This window comes from Pseudalkalibacillus sp. Hm43 (genome assembly GCF_054170705.1).
The window spans coordinates 1,005,945-1,023,248 of the sequence record NZ_CM135129.1 but is presented as its reverse complement, the minus strand read 5'-3'; the positions used below and the strand labels follow the sequence as shown (position 1 = coordinate 1,023,248).

Sequence of the window (17,304 nt, the reverse complement as noted above, 5' to 3'; positions counted from 1 at the left end):
TGGACAGGGGCTTTCCTGATTAAAATAAGAAGAAATTGGGAATAGTAATCTTGTCTTAAAAGCTATATTAAACTAATTCTCACTTAATATTGACTATTAAGAAAGGATTAACTATAATTATAGCTGTAGAAAAAATGGAGTTAAGAAAGGGGATGTGACAGGTAGGACAACCCCACCTGTACGAACCTTTTTTAATAAAATCTTTCATCTTTCAGGAGGTTTTACACAATGGCAGAACGTATGGTAGCAAAACAAGCACCGCGCTTTGAAATGGATGCAGTACTTCCAAACAAAGAATTCGGTAAAGTAAGCCTTGAAGAAAACATGAAAAACGACAAGTGGACAGTTCTTTTCTTCTATCCAATGGACTTCACTTTCGTTTGCCCGACTGAAATTACGGCACTAAGCGACCGTTACGACGAGTTTGAAGATCTTGATGCTGAAGTGATTGGTGTATCTACTGATACAATTCACACTCACCTGGCTTGGATCAACACAAACCGTGATGACAATGGTCTTGGACAATTGAAATATCCACTAGCAGCAGATACGAACCACAAAGTTTCTGATGACTATGGTGTTCTAATTGAAGAAGAAGGTGTAGCACTTCGTGGACTATTCATCATCAGCCCAGAAGGCGAGCTCATGTACTCTGTTGTGAACCACAACAACATCGGACGTGACGTTGATGAAACGCTACGTGTACTACAAGCTCTTCAAACTGGCGGACTTTGCCCTGCAAACTGGAAGCCAGGTCAAGAAACTTTGTAATTTAAGCCTGAAAGAGAGGCTGACTTCTAAGTCAGTCTCTTTTTTTACGGCATATAATATTCGGAATATTCATACGTATTGTAGATGCACACTTGAAACAAGGGATTTCCCAGTTCAATCTAAAACCTGATCCATCAATTTAAGCAAAATTATGGTTATTTATTTCGGATTCCGTTATATTATTTATATTATGACTTTTTAAACAATACATAAAAGGCAGGTGTGTAATTTGGATACGTTTAAGCGGTTGAAAGAGTTTTATTGGCCTTATCGAAAGTACTTCCTTTTATCCGTATTTTCGTTATTGTTTGTATCCGGAATAACCGTCGTATATCCGATGTTGTTACAATTCACGATCGACGAAGTCATCCTGAAAGAACAATATAGGTGGATCCCATATTTGGCCATCGGTTTCATTTTCATCATGATGATCAAAGGGACAGCTACCTTCTTTCATCAATATCTTGGTGATTTGTTCGGGGTTACGGCGGTATATAAGTTAAGGCAAGCTTTATATAAGAAGCTCCAATACTTACCGTTTCGATACTATGACAATGCGAAGACCGGAGACCTGATGTCACGCTTGACGGCGGATGTTGAGGGGTTTCGGTTCTTTTTATCCTTCGGATTCGCACAAATCATCAACTTCCTGTTGTTGGTTTCGTTCAGTTTAGCGGTCATGTTCTATTACTCCATTCCGTTGGCATTGGTGACCTTAGGAATGCTTCCTTTCCTGGCTATTGCCGTCTACCGGTTCGATAAACGAGTGCATCCCGCATTCCGGGGTATCCGTAAATCGATGGGACGATTGAATACGAAAGTGCAGGAAAACGTAAGTGGAATCAACACGATCAAATCATTGTCCCGTGAAGATTTCGAAATTGGTAAGTTCGTAAATAACAATAAGGATTATCGAGATAACTACTTGAACACGTCAGACATTTGGGCAAAGTACTTCCCACTCATGGAACTGATCGGGAACCTTTGTGTCGTGTTCCTTCTATCTTATGGAGGTTTCCTCGTATTCAATGGTGATCTACAACCAGGTGAGCTCGTTGCGTTCTTCAGTCTTGTCTGGTACATCATCTGGCCGATCATGATGCTCGGATTCGTCATCAATACGTTCTCCCAATCAAAAGCATCAGGTGAACGTCTGTTAGAAATATTGGATGAACCTGAAGACATTCAAGACGTCGAGAACCCTTTGGACATCAAACGGATGAATGGAGATGTCGAATTCAAAAATGTAACGCACAAATATGCAAGTGAAGATGAAGAAGCTTTGAAAAATGTTTCATTCAAAGCTCCGAAAGGAACGACAATCGGTCTCCTAGGTGCAACGGGAGCAGGTAAAACGACGATTACCCAGTTGATCTCTCGCTTCTATGAACCGAAAGAAGGTTCAATCCTCATTGATGGAAGAGACATCAAGGAATATTCGATCAAATCTCTTCGGAAGAATGTCGGAGTCGTGCTCCAAGAAACATTCTTGTTCTCTTCTACCATAAGGGACAACATCGCTTATGGAGATGCTGATATTGAGATTGAAAGAGTTGTCGATGCTGCAAAACGTGCGCAAGCACATGAGTTCATCATGGAGCTGCCAGACGGTTATGACACCGTTCTCGGAGAGCGTGGAATGGGATTGTCCGGTGGACAGAAGCAGAGAATTGCCATCGCAAGAGCGATTCTTTCTGATCCAAGTATCCTCATCCTGGACGATGCAACCAGTGCTGTTGATATGGAAACCGAATTCAAGATTCAAAAAGCTTTCCAGGAAGTGATGAAGGACCGCACAACATTCATCATCGCTCATCGTATTTCGTCGCTCAAACATGCGGATGAAATCTTGGTGCTTGAAGAAGGTAAGGTCGCCCAGAGAGGGAAGCATGAACAACTGATTGAACAGGATGGCATGTACCGACGCGTCTATGACATCCAGTATAAAGATAAAGAAGTCATTAAACAAAGACAAACAGGTTAAAAATGGGGGTGAAACAAGTTGAGTTCGAATACGAATAAACGATTTCATTATTCTCAAGACCAGGCGATTGAAAAACAGTTCAATTGGCAGCAAATGCTCCGCCTATTCGGATATATGAAGCCTTACCAATCCAATCTGCTTCCGAAAGCAATCATAACGATGCTCATTACAACAGGGGTAAGATTGGTCATTCCGATTTTCATCGGGGTTCTTTTGTTCGACCATGCAATCAAAGACAAGGATGAAACGTTACTGATCCAACTGATCATCGGGATTTCTGCTTTATATATCCTTTCCTGGATTGCAAACTCATTCCGGATCAAGTGGACGAATCAGCTCGGACAATACATCATCTACGACATCCGTCAGGGTCTGTTCAAACACATCCAACGATTGTCCCATCGGTTCTTCGATCAGCGATCGGGCGGTTCGATCCTGGTGAGGATCATCAATGATGTCAACTCGTTGCAGGAACTGTTTACGAACGGGGTCATCAATCTTTTGATGGACTTCCTTCTGCTCGTCGGGATTATCATCATCATGTTCGTGTTGAGTCCGCAATTGACGCTGGCCATCATGATCATCCTGCCGATCATGTTTTTCATATCAACAAGACTTCGAAGAAATATTCGTCGTTCCTGGCAGACGGTCCGGATTAAACAAGCAAAAATGAATTCCCATTTAAACGAGAGTATTCAGGGGATCCGTGTTACCCAATCCTATACACAGGAAAAGGAGAACATGGGATTCTTCAAAGGTGTGAATGGGGAAACGTTTGAAAGCTGGAAGGATGCAACGAAGAAGAGTGCCGTCTTCCGTCCGTTCGTCGAAATGTCCAATGCAATCGGAACGGCTATCTTGATCTGGTTTGGTGTGTATTTGATTCAAAACGGGATGGATTACGGCGTTTTCGTAACATTCGCTTTCTATCTCGGCATGTTCTGGGAACCGATTTCACGTATGGGTCAAGTGTATAACCAGCTGTTGGTTGCAATGGCTTCTAGTGAACGGATCTTCGAATTTTTAGATGAAAAACCAAATGTTTCTGAACGTGAAAATGCCATTACATTCAAAGAAATCGATGGTAAGATTGAATTCAAAGATGTGGAATTTGCGTATGATGAGAAACGTAAAGCATTGAATGGCATCAATCTCACGATAGGTGCTGGTGAAACGGTCGCTCTCGTCGGTCATACGGGATCAGGTAAAACAACGATCGCCAACCTGATCAGCAGGTTCTATGATCCGACGAAAGGTGCTGTCGAGATTGATGGGACCGATCTTAAAGACGTGAAGCTGGATAGTTTACGGCAAAAAGTCAGCGTCGTTCTTCAAGACACATTCATTTTTTCCGGCACGATCATGGAAAATATCCGGTTCGGTCGTCCAGATGCAACAGATGAAGAAGTCATTAAAGCGGCTGAGGCCGTTGGTGCAAGTGCATTCATTGAAAAGCTGGATAATCAATACGAAACCGAAGTTGAAGAACGAGGTAATGTGTTGTCGGTTGGTGAAAGACAGTTGATTTCATTTGCGAGAGCATTGCTTGCAGATCCAAGAATTCTCATTTTGGATGAAGCGACTGCAAGTATTGATACCGAGACAGAGTTGAAAATCCAGAACGCTCTACAAACACTTCTTAAAGGTCGAACAGCGATCATCATCGCACATCGACTATCTACAATTCGGGAATCAGACAACATTTTTGTTCTCGATCATGGTACCCTCATTGAACAAGGGAACCATGACGAATTGATGAAACAAAAAGGTGAATACTACGATCTGATCGTTTCCCAGTTCAGAATGTTGGACGCCATGTAATACAGAAGAGAGTGGAAGCCTGTGTCCAGCAGGTTCCACTCTTTTTAAATCTGACAATATGCTCAATACTTCACAAACTCACTGGTACTTGATACGATATAGGTGGAATGAATTGTGAGATTCATCACAATATCTTCACTGAATCGTAAGAGTATAAATGTACTACTCGTCTCGTATCGTTTTCAGGAGTTCCGATTTAGGGTAAAGAATTATGACTTGTACGGAATGGATACTATGCAGAGAAAAGCGGGGGATTTTAGATGCCAGAACTCGATAGTGCTATGCTGAGTCGTTTATTGACCAGTATGACGTTAGGTTTTCATATCATATTCGCAACCCTGGGGGTGGGAGTGCCGTTATTGATCAGCGGGGCTGAGTGGATCGGAATCCGCCGGAATGATGAGCATTACCGTTTGCTTGCCCGACGTTGGACGAGGGGGTTCGTCGTCACAGTAGCAGTCGGCGTTGTGACGGGGACCTGTATCGGACTACAATTATCCTTGTTGTGGCCAAGCTTCATGGAAGTAGCAGGGCAAGTGATCGGTCTTCCACTCTTTCTTGAGACGTTTGCGTTCTTTTTTGAAGCGATTTTCCTAGGAATCTACCTATACACATGGGATCGATTCAAAAATCCATATTATCACTGGTTGATTTCCGTTCCCGTCGTCATCGGGTCGACTTTATCGGCATTTTTCATCTCAACAGTCAATGCGTTCATGAACTCACCAAAGGGGTTCAAGCTTGAGGACGGTCAAATTACTGAAATCCAGCCCCTCGTTGCAATGTTTAATCCGGCAACACCTACAAAGGCTTCACATGTCATCTCTTCTGCCTATTTGACTTCCGCTTTCGTTCTGGCTGCCTTGACAGCCTTTCTGATTTTGAAAAAAGGGCCAAGCGCTTATTATAAAAAAGCCCTGCATTTCACAATGGTGACGGCATTCGTATTTGCGATTTCGACGGCAGTCATCGGGGACTTCTCAGGTAAATATCTGGCAGAATATCAACCTGAAAAACTAGCTGCAGCAGAGTGGCATTTTGAAACTGAAAAGGGGGCAGATTTGATTGTCGGTGGTGTACTTGATGAAAACAATGAAGTGAAATACGGTCTTCGGCTGCCGAATTTTCTCAGTATACTCGCTCACGGTAATCCGAATGCGGAAGTGATCGGTTTGGAGGAATTTCCTGAAGATGAAAGGGCACCGCTCTTCATCCATTATCTTTTCGACGCAATGGTCGGAATCGGTATGTTTCTCGCAGCTTTATCCACTGTGTATCTCATTTTGAGTAAATGGAAGAAGGCATGGAGTCTATCTAAGTTGTTTTTATGGGCAATCGTCATTTCAGGTCCATTAGCCATGCTGGCCATTGAATTTGGTTGGATCTTCTCAGAAGTGGGGCGACAACCGTGGATCTTGTGGCATGTGATGGAAACGAAGGATGGTGCGACCACCAGTGAACATGTAGGATCCATGTTCATCCTATTCTTTGCACTTTATGTCGTGCTCGGTTGGATCTGTACGACTGTACTATTGAAAATGTTTAGGAACAATCCAGTGGAAACCGAATTTGAACAAATGGATCGGTAAGGAGGGTTATGATGGAAATACAGCTGATCGGAATCACTGTTTTATGGATTTTCTTGTACGGGTATCTGATTGTTGCATCGATTGACTTCGGAGCAGGATTTTTTGCCTATTACGGGACGATTACGAAGAAAGACCATATCATCAATAACATCATCAGTCGGTATTTATCTCCGGTTTGGGAAGTGACGAATGTATTCTTCGTGTTCTTCTTTGTCGGTTTAGTAGGATTCTTTCCGAGTACAGCTTATTATTACGGAACGGCTTTGCTAGTCCCGGGCAGTATCGCTCTAGTGCTTCTTGCCATACGTGGTTCTTTCTATGCTTTCGGTAATTATGGGGCGAAGGAGAGTCATTTGTATACTTTCCTATATGGTGCTACAGGCTTATTGATTCCCGCGTCCTTGTCTACCGCTCTAACGATTTCTGAAGGTGGTTTCATAACGGTCGAAAACGACTCGGTAGTGTTTCTCGTTGGAGAGTTGTTCACAAGCTTTTATTCTTGGGCGGTTGTATTCTTGGCGATCGTCAGTGTGCTCTATATCAGTGCGATGTTTTTATCCTTTTATGCGAGCAAAGCGAAAGATACCCAGGCTTTGGCGCTTCTCAGGAAATTCGCCCTTTTCTGGAGCCCTCCTACGATATTAGCGAGCTTTCTCGTATTCCTGGCTCTAAGAAGCCATAACATCGAGCATTTCAACAGGATGTTGGATTACTCGTACTTTTTCATCATATCGTTCATTTGTTTCAATATCGCGGTATGGTTTGTCTATCAAAATAAAAGGTATGGTACAGCATTCATTTTTGTCATGCTGCAATTTTTCTTCGCGTTCTTCGGTTATGGAGCGTCTCATCTCCCCTATATCCTGTATCCATATATTACGATTGACACAGGATTTACAAACGAAACGATGGGGGTTGCACTTGTCATTGCATTTATTGCAGGACTCTTATTGCTGATTCCGTCATTGATCCTCTTGATGAGAATGTTCCTATTCGATGCTAAGTATGTGGAAGGGACGAGAGATTCAAGAAAAATCATATGAAAATATGATACAATATGATGAGATTGAACGTTAATGGCAATTGGAGGAGTAGCTGTGAAAAAGCAATTTGCTGTGATTGGTCTTGGGCGTTTCGGAGGTAGCATTTGCCGTTCATTGAGTAATAACGACATGGAAGTACTTGCAATTGACAGTGATGAGGATCGGGTAAACGAGTTTTCATCGATTGCGACTCATGCGGTAATTGCGGATGCGACAGACGAGAACGTTTTGAAAAGTCTAGGGGTCCGGAACTTCGATCATGTGATTGTGGCAATCGGTGACAACATTCAGGCGAGTATCTTGACAACATTGATTTTGAAAGAGCTTGGTGTTGCACATATTACCGTGAAAGCACAAAACGATTATCACGAAAAAGTTCTGCGCAAGATCGGTGCAGACCGAATTGTCCACCCGGAACGTGATATGGGACAACGGATCGCACACAACATCATGTCCAACAACGTACTGGATTATCTTGAATTATCAGATGAACATAGCATTGTGGAATTGATTGCAAGTAAAAAGATGCATGATAAAACATTGATTGAATTGGATGTTCGAGCGAATTATGGCTGTAACGTCATGGCCATCAAACGCAGTGATGATATCGTTGTATCTCCTCAAGCGACTCATACGATTCTGGAAGGAGATATCTTGATTGTCATCGGCGCAGACGCTGATATCAGCCGATTAGAGAAACATTTATTAATGGACTAATATAATAGGTAGAAAGAAGGTTGGTAGATTCCACTACCAACCTTTTATTATGCAAAAAAAGCTGCTCCGCACAATGAGCAGCTTTAATTTTTCCATTACATATAAGCCAATCAACGCGACAAACCATCGACAAACTAGTTCGACCCTCTCATTTATTGATATATGGGCGTGAAATGTTTGCCCGGTTCACGCGGGGTATGGTAAGGATGACATAGGACTAGAAAAAAAGGCTTAAAAACTACCGACATTTAAGATATGATAAAATAACAACAAACGTCAAATTACGACAAAGTTATACATAATTTTACTTTTCGTTCAATATATGGTGAATCCTTCTGAAGTTCGTGAATTGGAAAGAGGAGTTACAAGATGCCGAACAATGCCAAAGTAGAAGCCGTCGCACACTATAAAACTGAATTACTCCGGATCGTACATAAGTTGAACAGTCCAACAATTCGGACAAGTAAAGCATCTCATATGACTGAACTCTATAATCTGATTCTCAGAATACAGAATTATTGCGCCGTTTTTCAAATCAAGTCTATAAAGACGATTACCACGTTATTGATCCGAAAGATGGATGTCTCCACTGAAAGTGTCCGGGTGAAACCGGGAGAAGAGAGGTTATTCGGAGAAACACTGAAGTCTCTGCTTCAAGAACTTACTGACTATGGTCAAGGATTGAGAAGGAAGAGTGAGAAATGGACTCTATCTTCTAAGAAAAAAGTCCTCGTCTATGATCAGGACGAGTGGTTTGGTGAATGGGTGAGGGATCTTGAGCAACATTCTCCCTATCAATTCATCCAGGTTAGTGCTGATCGCTTCAAAGAAGAATTATTCGACCACATCCCAACTGCCATACTGATTTGTCTGGATTCAGGAGATCAGCAAGCAAGAGAGTGGGTCGTTTATATAAGAAAGCATTATTCCAAAACCATACCTGTCATCGCTTATACAACTTCAAAGTATCCTCATCAATTACAAAGAATACTGGAACTGAATGTGACACATCTGTTAGAAAAACCTTTCGACCAGGACTTGTTGATCAGCTATTTGGATAATGCCATCTCTAATCAAAAGAGAGCCATCCATTCGACAGAAGATGATTACAAGATACAAAGGGATATGATGGAGGCGATTATCCAGAAGGAGTGGATGAGATTCCAAAGATATCAAGCTGTCTTTTCACTTGTCCTCATCAAAGTGGATGCTTATCAATACTTCATCAATCAATATGAAGCCAAGTACCATCATCTATTCAATCAATTGAAACTGACCGCCTCTCAGTCTACTAGACCTTATGATGAATTGTATACTTGGTCTCCTGGATCTTTCATGCTCCTCTTACCAGTAACACCACAAGAAGGAGCAGAGACAGTGGTCGAACGCATTTCAAGTTTGATCGCTGAATCAGAACATCTCCTGGCGGAACATATTTCGTTTGGCATCATTGAAAGTGAAATCCAGTATCAAAGCTCAGCTAGCTTGATTCAAAAACTAGAGACCCAGATGAAAAATGCAAATGCAATGGACGGACCGAAGATTGTTCCTCGGTTGAACGATTTGAAGGTTCAAACGAATAATCAAAGATACAAGATTCTATTGATTGATGATGATCTAGTGTCTTCGACCATCCTTTTCAACAACTTGAATGAAGAGATCTGGGAGGTGGAAGTCTGCAATGAAGGAGCAGATGCGCTAGAGCTCGCACTACAATTCCAACCGGATATCATTCTTTGTGAAACCAAGTTGAAAGATCTCGATGGATATTCATTTTGTTTACAAGTTAAGCAGATTCCAAGTCTTTCAAATGTATTGTTCTGTTTCTTGTCTGAACAACAATTGAAGCATTTCATCGTACGTGCCTTCCAGATTGGGGCAGATGATTATTTCTTGAAGCCATTCTATATCGAGGAATTAGAGGTAAGACTCAGAAAGCATCTTAAAGTAAGGGACTCGATTGAACGATGAAAGTGATGTTCATCTATTTATTGCTCATGTCGATTGCTTACATCTTTGCGGTCATCCTTTTCATGTTCATCTATCTCGTCATCCGAAAAACATTAAGGAATCGACGAGCAAGAAAAAAGGTCGCTTATTTCTTTTACATTTATCCGAAAGTGATTGAACACATCAAAGTAGACGGGAACCCAAGGTTACTTGAGATCCGGAAGCGCTGGAAACGGGAAGTCGTCGCAAATGTATTGCTTGAAGCTGTTTCGACCTTCAAGGGCAGAGAAGAAATTCGACGGATCAATCAATTGTGTGAGGAGATCGGATTGACAGATGAGTTGGAGACGAAGGCCCGAGATAAGAAATGGTGGGTAGCTGCTGAGGCAACTCGTATGGCGGGTCAATTGAAGTTGGAGCGGCTTACTCCGATTCTTCTTCAGAACATGTCATCTAAGCATTACGATCTCTGGACTTCTTCTGCTAGAGCGCTCAGTCATATGCAACAATATCGAGCGTTGATTCAATTTCTCTTTGAGAATGAACATAAATTACAGAAGTGGTCGATCATTCGGATCATCGATATGTTGAAGAATTTGTCTGATGCCGATGTAGCGTACGTAATCGAAAAACTCAAGGATGCCTCACCTTTTTTACAAGGGTTATTCATTGAAATATTAGGTAAAAGCAGAGCACAGGCTGCGTTGATTTCGATTGAGGACTTTCTCGATTCAGAAGATGTGGAAACTCGGGTGAAGGCATTAAGAGCAATCGCTTCATTACAGATGACGACAAGACCGGAAAAAGTCATCAGCTTTTTGGAAAGTGAAAATTGGCTTGAGCGGTTGAATGCAATTTTGGTCATCAAATCCTGTCATCTGAAAACAGGGATGAGAGGTATTGTTCCCCTTTTGTCAGATCGTCAATGGTGGATACGCTTCAGAGCTGCAGAGACCTTGTATTCTTTAGGGAGTTCCGGTATCGATAAACTCAAAGAAACCCGTTTGATCCATGAAGATCGCTATGCAAGAGAGATGGCGGAAAGAATCTTGTACAACCATTCTAACTAGAAAGAGAGTGATGACATGTTAACGGATATATTTCATGTATTCAACTATTTCATATTCTTATATGTCATCATTGTCGATGGATTTTATTTGTTTCTGTTTCTGCTGTCTTTCAAGCAGGTGAAGGAATATCTTAAACAATCTCCTTATAGTGAAATCAAAGAATTCAGCCTGTCCAATCTGACAACACCAATTTCCATTCTTGTCCCGGCCTATAATGAAGAAAAGACAATCGTCCAAAGCGTGTATTCACTATTACAGATCAATTACCCGGAATTCGAAATCATCATTATAAATGATGGCAGTAAGGACGGCACAATGGAGGAATTGCAACGTGAATTCTCTCTTTCGGAGCTTCCGATCTATGCTCTACGTAAGCAAATGGATACACAACCCGTCTTGGAAATGTATCGATCGACCAAATATCCTTCACTCATTGTCATTGATAAAGAGAATGGAGGTAAAGCAGATTCGTTGAATGCAGGGATCAATTTTTCCAATTATCCGTATTTTTGCAGTGTAGATGCAGATTCCATGTTAGAGCCGGATTCCTTGATCAAAGCGATGAAACCCATGTTCGAGGGTGGCCAAAATGTTGTGGCATGTGGAGGAATCATCCGTGTCGTAAATGGATGTACAGTGGAAAATGGATATTTAAAGAAGGTCCGTCTACCTAAAAACAAGTATGCAATCAGTCAAGTGATCGAATATTTAAGATCGTTCCTGATGGGGAGGATCGGGCTCAGCAGTTTGAATAATCTACTGATCATTTCAGGTGCGTTCGGTATCTTCAGGAAGAGGGAAGTGCTGGAGGTCGGAGGTTATTCGGTCAATACCGTCGGTGAAGACATGGAATTGATTGTGAGTCTGCAGAAATATCTATATAAACAGAAAAGCGATGCTAAAGTTTTATTCGTACCAGATCCTGTATGTTGGACGGAAGTACCGGAAGACTTTCGAAACTTAAGCAGACAACGGACAAGATGGCAAGTAGGGCTGTTACAAACGATGGTCAAGCATAAAGATACGTTGTTCAATCCTCGATATAAGTCGATGGGATTGCTTGCGATGCCGTACTTTCTTCTAGTCGAACTGTTAGGACCGACAATTGAGTTGTTGGGACTGATTTTTGTTACATTCGGTCTGTTTTTCGACCTCGTCAATATACCATTTGCGGTCCTGTTCTTTACATTTACCCTTTTATTCGGCGTCTTCCTTTCTGTATCAGCGATTCTATTAGAAGAATACAGCTTCAGGAAGTATGAAAAGGTCAGTGACCTTCTGAAGCTTCTGTTGTTCAGTGTTTTGGAAAACTTCTGGTACCGACAATTGAACGCGTTCTTTAAAACCTGGGGTTTTGTCCGATATTTCAAGAAAGATACTGGTTGGGGAGTGCAGAAAAGGAAGGGCTTTCACGTTGATCAAACCTCTAATTCCAGTTTCAATCAACACCAATCGTAAGGATGGATAAACGATGAAATATAGATATATAGTTTTGATTATACTCACGCCTATGATTCTTTTAGCCATCCTCCCATTTCTCATCTGGCAGTTCAAACCACCGATGGAACGAGTCATTCAAGTCATTGATAAGACCGTTCCAAAGGATGATTATCGGGAACATTTAGGTTTGTTTTGGGTACTGGACCATGAGAAGGTGAAGGACGACAAAGGTGATTATTATCAAAAGGATGAAGACTACTTCGGTTACGATCCACTTACACAGGAAGAAGATACGGGATTGACGATTCCGGAAAACGTCGATTTGATCTATGTGGCGGATACATATGGCATCTATACGGAAGACCTGCAAGGAAAACCGACCGGAGAGCGCTCTAAACTCCTTTATGGTGGTCTTACGATCTTTGATTGGAACAAGATTATGGCTGCAAAGAAACCGGACATCACGTTAATTTTGGAGTTCAACTCCATTGCATCTCCGACGGACGACATAACCCGCAAAATTGTGGAGCAAGAGATGGGTTTCGAATGGAGCGGTTGGATCGGAAGGCATTTTCAGGATTTATCAAGTGATGAGATACCTCCATGGTTGAAACGGAATTATGAAAAGCAATACAACAAGGAATGGGCATTCGACGGTGATGGAATCACCTTTGTGCACGAAAGCGACCGTGTTATGGTTTTGAGCGAAAAGGATATTGATGGACGAGTCGATTTGAAGTGGACGGAAGAAGGATTCGAACATTATCCAAGCGTGATCGACAGTCATTATGATTATTGGTTCGACATCATAACGCCTGATGCAGACATGACAGTAGAAGCAGAGTACATCATCGACTTTACTGCTACAGGAAAGCAGAAGTTGGAGGAACAAGGTTTACCGGATGTGTTTCCAGCCATCATCCATCAACCTGAGGAGCGTAAGTATTATTTTGCCGGTGACTTTGCTGATATTGCAGTCGACTACAATTCGAAATGGTACCTTCCCAGCATGTTTTACTCGATTTATTCCTTTTTCCAGCCGGATGAAGTTTTCTTCTGGGAGAATTATATCCCGATGATGGAACAGATCCTTGAAGAATCAGATTCAGATGCAGACAAGGATCTTCGATAGTGAGGAGCGTTCAGTTTTGAAACGATTTAAACATTTTATTCTATGGTTTCTTTTCTTATCTACATTCGGTTTTGCAGGTGGAGGATATTTTCTATTATTCTTGATCGTTCCTTTTGAAGAATGGCTCGTAAACAATGGTTCCACTCAAGAGCAAATCGATGACATCTTGAAATACTTCGTGTTTGGTTGGATCGCTTTCGGATTCACCGTTTCGTTTGTGTATTATTGGTTTTTGATACGGAAGAAAAAACGTGTCCGGATCGCTACCGTTCTCACAATCTTTACTACGTTGAATGCTGCTTTCGTCTTCTATTTATTCATGAATACGAATTCCGCAATCGTTGCTATGAGCAGGGGAGAAGTGGAACAAACTACAGAACAATTGACTTTCGGACCATATCCGGATCAACCATTGTTGCAAGACTTGGAACAGCAAGGTTACGACGGTGTCATTACATTACTTAGTACTACGATTCCGTTTGAAAATGAATTGTTGGATCAAGAAATGGAAAATGGTGACGAAGTCGGATTAACGATCCATTCCTTTCCGATGCTACCCTGGGTAGGAGATAATGCGCAATCCATCAACGGTATCGTCGAATTATTGAAGTCCAATCCGGACAAAAGGTACTATGTCCACTGTTACTTAGGAAAACATAGAGTGGATCTGATCAAGCAGACGATCATCCAAAGGTTAGGGGAAGAAGCGGCATCAGATGATGGAGACAGAAGAATTCTGATTCAATCTGACTTTGAAAGAGGACATGTGTATACATTCAAGAATGAATCCATCATTTTAGGACCTTATCCCAATGAAGAGGAATGGTTCAAGCTCCTTCGGTTGAATGTGAAGGAAGTTGTGACATTATTGGATGAATCATCTAGCTTATATGAGGAAGAGGAGAGGATCGCAAAGGAACAGGGGTTGAAACTTACTGCCTTCCAACTGGATTCGGATTCTCCAGATCTACAGCAGCTCGATCAGATCGTTCAATATATACAAACAGCCGGTCACAAGATCTACGTGCACGATTTTAAAGATAGTCATAAGATCCGATATTTAGAATTGATGTTAGACAAAGGAATTTACCCCATTGATAAAAAGGCACTCACAGATTCAAAAGGCATGCAATTAGTAGGGGAGTCGATCATCCTCGGATCGAAACCGAGCAAAACACAGGTGGAACAGTTGAAAGAAGCTCGTATCCAAAAGATCATCTACCTGGGAGATGACACGAGCAATACCCAATCACAGATTCATACTCTCCTTGAATCAGGTATGGATATTGAAATTGTCCAAGTAAAAAAGAATCCAACGATTATCGAATTGCATGAAATTGCAGAGCGTCTGCACAGACTTCAATCTCAAGTCTTCGTCTATGGATTAGATTCCAAGTCAATGGGATTACTACAAACGATCCTAGAGGCTATGAATGATGGATTGGCAAAGGATAGCCTCCATGAGAAGATGGTTGAACAAGGATCCTTATATGTAAAAGCGAGGAGATTAATGGTCGGTCCTGCATTGAATCCAGAAGAGTGGCAAAGTATCCTGATTCGGAATGGAGTGACTAGAGTCATTCTCGTTCATGCGGCAAGTGTCCAAACCGAGGCGGATATAGAAAAACAGGTAGTGAGTGCGAACGAATACGGGATTCCGATTCAAATCATCGAAATGACAGAAGGATATGACCAAAAATTGCTTAATCAACTGTCATCGACTGATGATACAACCTATTTGATCGTTGCAAATGAATTGAAGGAAATGGTCATCAAAGACATCAAGGACTTTAGATGATTATACATTGAAAAAAATCAGGCACATAAAGAACACTCCGGAATGAGTCCGGAGTGTTTTTCTGTATCGTTATTAGATTTCCATGATGATCGGAAGAATCATCGGACGACGTTTCGTCTTTTCATATAGGAATGGTGCTAGAACATCTGTAATTTCGTTTTTGATTTCAGACCACTGTGTCGTACGTCTTTCCATCATTCCATTCAGATGTTTAGACAATATGCTTTGTGCATCATTGATCAGATCCTCAGACTCTCTCATATAGACGAATCCGCGAGAGATGATGTCTGGACCTGAGACGATTTTGAATTCCTTCATGTTGATGCTGACAACCACAACGACAAGGCCTTCTTCAGATAGGATCTTACGATCACGCAATACGATGTTTCCGATATCACCGATTCCATTTCCGTCGACATAGACGGATCCGGATGGAATTTTGCCTGCAATGGATGCTTCGTTCTCACTCAAGGCAAGCACTTCACCATTGTCCATGATGAAACAATTGTTTTCTTCAAGTTCACAATCGATCGCAAGCTTCGTATGCATTTTCATCATACGGTACTCACCGTGGATTGGCATGAAGTATTTCGGTTTCATAAGGCGTAGCATCAATTTTTGCTCTTGTTGCCCACCGTGACCAGATGTATGGATGTCATTTAATGAACCGGCAATGACATTAGCGCCAGCTCGGTACAACTGGTTGATGATACGGCTGACACTTAACGTATTACCCGGAATCGGAGAAGACGAGAAGACGACCGTATCGCCAGGGATGATTTGGATCTGACGGTGTGTTCCATTCGCTATTCTTGAAAGGGCAGCCATCGGTTCACCTTGGCTTCCAGTACAAAGGATGGTTACTTCGTTATCTGGAAGACGGTTGATTTGATTAGCATCAATGAATGTATCTTTAGGCGCTTTGATATACCCTAACTCTTGTCCGATTGTAATGGATGAATCCATGCTACGTCCGAACACTGCGACTTTTCTTCCATGTTCTACAGAAGCCTCGACAACCTGTTGGAGCCTGTGGATATTGGAAGCGAAAGTAGCAAATATGATTCTGCCATCTTCTTTACGGAAGATATCGTGTATGCTTTCACCTACACGTCTTTCTGACATCGTGAAGTCTGGAACTTCACTATTTGTGCTGTCAGAAAGTAGACAAAGGACACCTTCTGCTCCGATTTGAGCCATTTTGTTCAAGTTCGCAGGCTCACCTACTGGTGTGAAATCAAACTTGAAATCTCCTGTGTGTACGATATTTCCAGGTGGTGTTTTGACGACAATACCATAAGAATCAGGAATAGAGTGTGTCGTACGGAAGAACGTAACGGATGTCTTACGGAACTTGATGACATCCTCTTCTTGAATTTCATAAAGCTTCGCTCTTCGAAGAAGTCCATGTTCTTCTAATTTGTTTCTGATTAGCCCAATTGCTAACTTTCCAGCATAAATCGGGATGTTGATTTGACGAAGCAGATATGGAATGCCTCCGATATGGTCTTCGTGACCATGAGTGATGAACAATCCCTTGATTTTATCGACATTCTTCACAAGGTACGTGTAATCAGGAATGACATAATCAATTCCTAGTAGTTCATCTTCCGGAAACTTGATACCTGCATCGATGAGGATGATTTCATCCTGGAACTGGATTCCATAAGTGTTCTTTCCGATCTCGTCAAGTCCGCCTAGTGCGAATACTGCTGTTTGATGATTTTTTACGAATTTCATTTGTTATCTTGTCTCCAATTCAAAATCTTCATTTTGTTGTTCATATTCAAGATGGGCTCCAGTAACCTCTTGAACAAATTCGATGTTGTAATTCCGATCCGCTAGTTGTGAACGTACTGCTTGTACGGAGTCTGCTTCAACATAGAGGCTTTTCGTTGCTTCACGTACCGGTACCTCAAGCAGGTTCTCCTGATAAAATACTTTAAAGATCATGCTTAACTCTCCTTACCGTTTTCAATTAGATTCATC

The 17,304-nt window shown here is 41.8% G+C and carries 13 protein-coding genes; 11 read left to right on the top strand and 2 right to left on the bottom strand.

Translation table 11 applies throughout. The features are described 5' to 3' along the window. Positions 1-228: 228 nt before the first annotated feature. The 11 genes from ACXQIQ_RS05400 to ACXQIQ_RS05350 all read left to right on the top strand — a co-directional run bounded on the left by ACXQIQ_RS05400 (position 229) and on the right by ACXQIQ_RS05350 (position 15,315). The gene (locus ACXQIQ_RS05400; protein ID WP_226552054.1) at positions 229-771 is read left to right on the top strand and encodes a peroxiredoxin; all 543 of its coding nucleotides are present in this window, start codon (positions 229-231) and stop codon (positions 769-771) included. Positions 772-1,000: 229 nt separating this feature from the next. Further along, entirely contained in the window at positions 1,001-2,755 is a 1,755-nt protein-coding gene (locus ACXQIQ_RS05395) for an ABC transporter ATP-binding protein (RefSeq protein WP_439299789.1), read from the top strand. A gap of 18 nt (positions 2,756-2,773) precedes the next feature. Next, positions 2,774-4,576: an ABC transporter ATP-binding protein gene (locus tag ACXQIQ_RS05390; RefSeq protein ID WP_439299790.1), complete on the top strand. Its 1,803-nt coding sequence runs from the start codon at positions 2,774-2,776 to the stop codon at positions 4,574-4,576. 260 nt (positions 4,577-4,836) lie between these two features. Continuing rightward, positions 4,837-6,165 carry a cytochrome ubiquinol oxidase subunit I gene (locus ACXQIQ_RS05385; protein ID WP_439299791.1) on the top strand — a complete coding sequence of 443 codons (1,329 nt, stop codon included), beginning with the start codon at positions 4,837-4,839 and terminating at the stop codon, positions 6,163-6,165. Between the two features lie 11 nt (positions 6,166-6,176). Further along, a complete protein-coding gene (locus ACXQIQ_RS05380; RefSeq protein ID WP_439299792.1) occupies positions 6,177-7,208 on the top strand; it encodes a cytochrome d ubiquinol oxidase subunit II in 1,032 nt (343 codons plus the stop codon). 33 nt (positions 7,209-7,241) lie between these two features. Beyond that, on the top strand, positions 7,242-7,925 hold the full coding sequence (locus tag ACXQIQ_RS05375; protein WP_458025910.1) for a potassium channel family protein: 684 nt from the start codon (positions 7,242-7,244) through the stop codon (positions 7,923-7,925). 369 nt (positions 7,926-8,294) lie between these two features. Beyond that, a complete protein-coding gene (locus ACXQIQ_RS05370; RefSeq protein ID WP_439299793.1) occupies positions 8,295-9,896 on the top strand; it encodes a response regulator in 1,602 nt (533 codons plus the stop codon). Continuing rightward, on the top strand, positions 9,893-10,945 hold the full coding sequence (locus ACXQIQ_RS05365) for a HEAT repeat domain-containing protein (RefSeq protein ID WP_439299794.1): 1,053 nt from the start codon (positions 9,893-9,895) through the stop codon (positions 10,943-10,945). Before ACXQIQ_RS05370 ends, ACXQIQ_RS05365 begins: the two co-directional genes overlap by 4 nt. A gap of 15 nt (positions 10,946-10,960) precedes the next feature. Further along, positions 10,961-12,403: a glycosyltransferase family 2 protein gene (locus ACXQIQ_RS05360; protein ID WP_439299795.1), complete on the top strand. Its 1,443-nt coding sequence runs from the start codon at positions 10,961-10,963 to the stop codon at positions 12,401-12,403. A 13-nt stretch (positions 12,404-12,416) separates the two neighbouring features. Beyond that, entirely contained in the window at positions 12,417-13,517 is a 1,101-nt protein-coding gene (locus ACXQIQ_RS05355; RefSeq protein ID WP_439299796.1) for a hypothetical protein, read from the top strand. A 16-nt stretch (positions 13,518-13,533) separates the two neighbouring features. Next, entirely contained in the window at positions 13,534-15,315 is a 1,782-nt protein-coding gene (locus ACXQIQ_RS05350) for a hypothetical protein (RefSeq protein WP_439299797.1), read from the top strand. A 72-nt stretch (positions 15,316-15,387) separates the two neighbouring features. On the opposite strand, the gene rnjA is transcribed toward ACXQIQ_RS05350, so the two are convergent. Both rnjA and ACXQIQ_RS05340 read right to left on the bottom strand, forming a co-directional pair. Further along, positions 15,388-17,055, bottom strand: coding sequence for a ribonuclease J1 (gene rnjA / locus ACXQIQ_RS05345; RefSeq protein WP_439299798.1), 1,668 nt, complete (start codon positions 17,053-17,055; stop codon positions 15,388-15,390). A gap of 3 nt (positions 17,056-17,058) precedes the next feature. Then, the gene (locus tag ACXQIQ_RS05340; protein WP_439299799.1) at positions 17,059-17,268 is read right to left on the bottom strand and encodes a DNA-dependent RNA polymerase subunit epsilon; all 210 of its coding nucleotides are present in this window, start codon (positions 17,266-17,268) and stop codon (positions 17,059-17,061) included. Between the last annotated feature and the right edge of the window lie 36 nt (positions 17,269-17,304).

What these genes read in the sequence shown, in the direction of transcription:
- ACXQIQ_RS05400 (WP_226552054.1), top strand. Translation starts at nt 229, where the DNA reads ATGGCAGAACGTATGGTAGCAAAACAAGCACCGCGCTTTGAAATGGAT.
- ACXQIQ_RS05385 (WP_439299791.1), top strand. Translation starts at nt 4,837, where the DNA reads ATGCCAGAACTCGATAGTGCTATGCTGAGTCGTTTATTGACCAGTATG.
- ACXQIQ_RS05380 (WP_439299792.1), top strand. Translation starts at nt 6,177, where the DNA reads ATGGAAATACAGCTGATCGGAATCACTGTTTTATGGATTTTCTTGTAC.
- ACXQIQ_RS05375 (WP_458025910.1), top strand. Translation starts at nt 7,242, where the DNA reads ATGGCAATTGGAGGAGTAGCTGTGAAAAAGCAATTTGCTGTGATTGGT.
- ACXQIQ_RS05370 (WP_439299793.1), top strand. Translation starts at nt 8,295, where the DNA reads ATGCCGAACAATGCCAAAGTAGAAGCCGTCGCACACTATAAAACTGAA.
- ACXQIQ_RS05365 (WP_439299794.1), top strand. Translation starts at nt 9,893, where the DNA reads ATGAAAGTGATGTTCATCTATTTATTGCTCATGTCGATTGCTTACATC.
- ACXQIQ_RS05360 (WP_439299795.1), top strand. Translation starts at nt 10,961, where the DNA reads ATGTTAACGGATATATTTCATGTATTCAACTATTTCATATTCTTATAT.
- ACXQIQ_RS05355 (WP_439299796.1), top strand. Translation starts at nt 12,417, where the DNA reads ATGAAATATAGATATATAGTTTTGATTATACTCACGCCTATGATTCTT.
- rnjA (WP_439299798.1), bottom strand. Translation starts at nt 17,055, where the DNA reads ATGAAATTCGTAAAAAATCATCAAACAGCAGTATTCGCACTAGGCGGA.
- ACXQIQ_RS05340 (WP_439299799.1), bottom strand. Translation starts at nt 17,268, where the DNA reads ATGATCTTTAAAGTATTTTATCAGGAGAACCTGCTTGAGGTACCGGTA.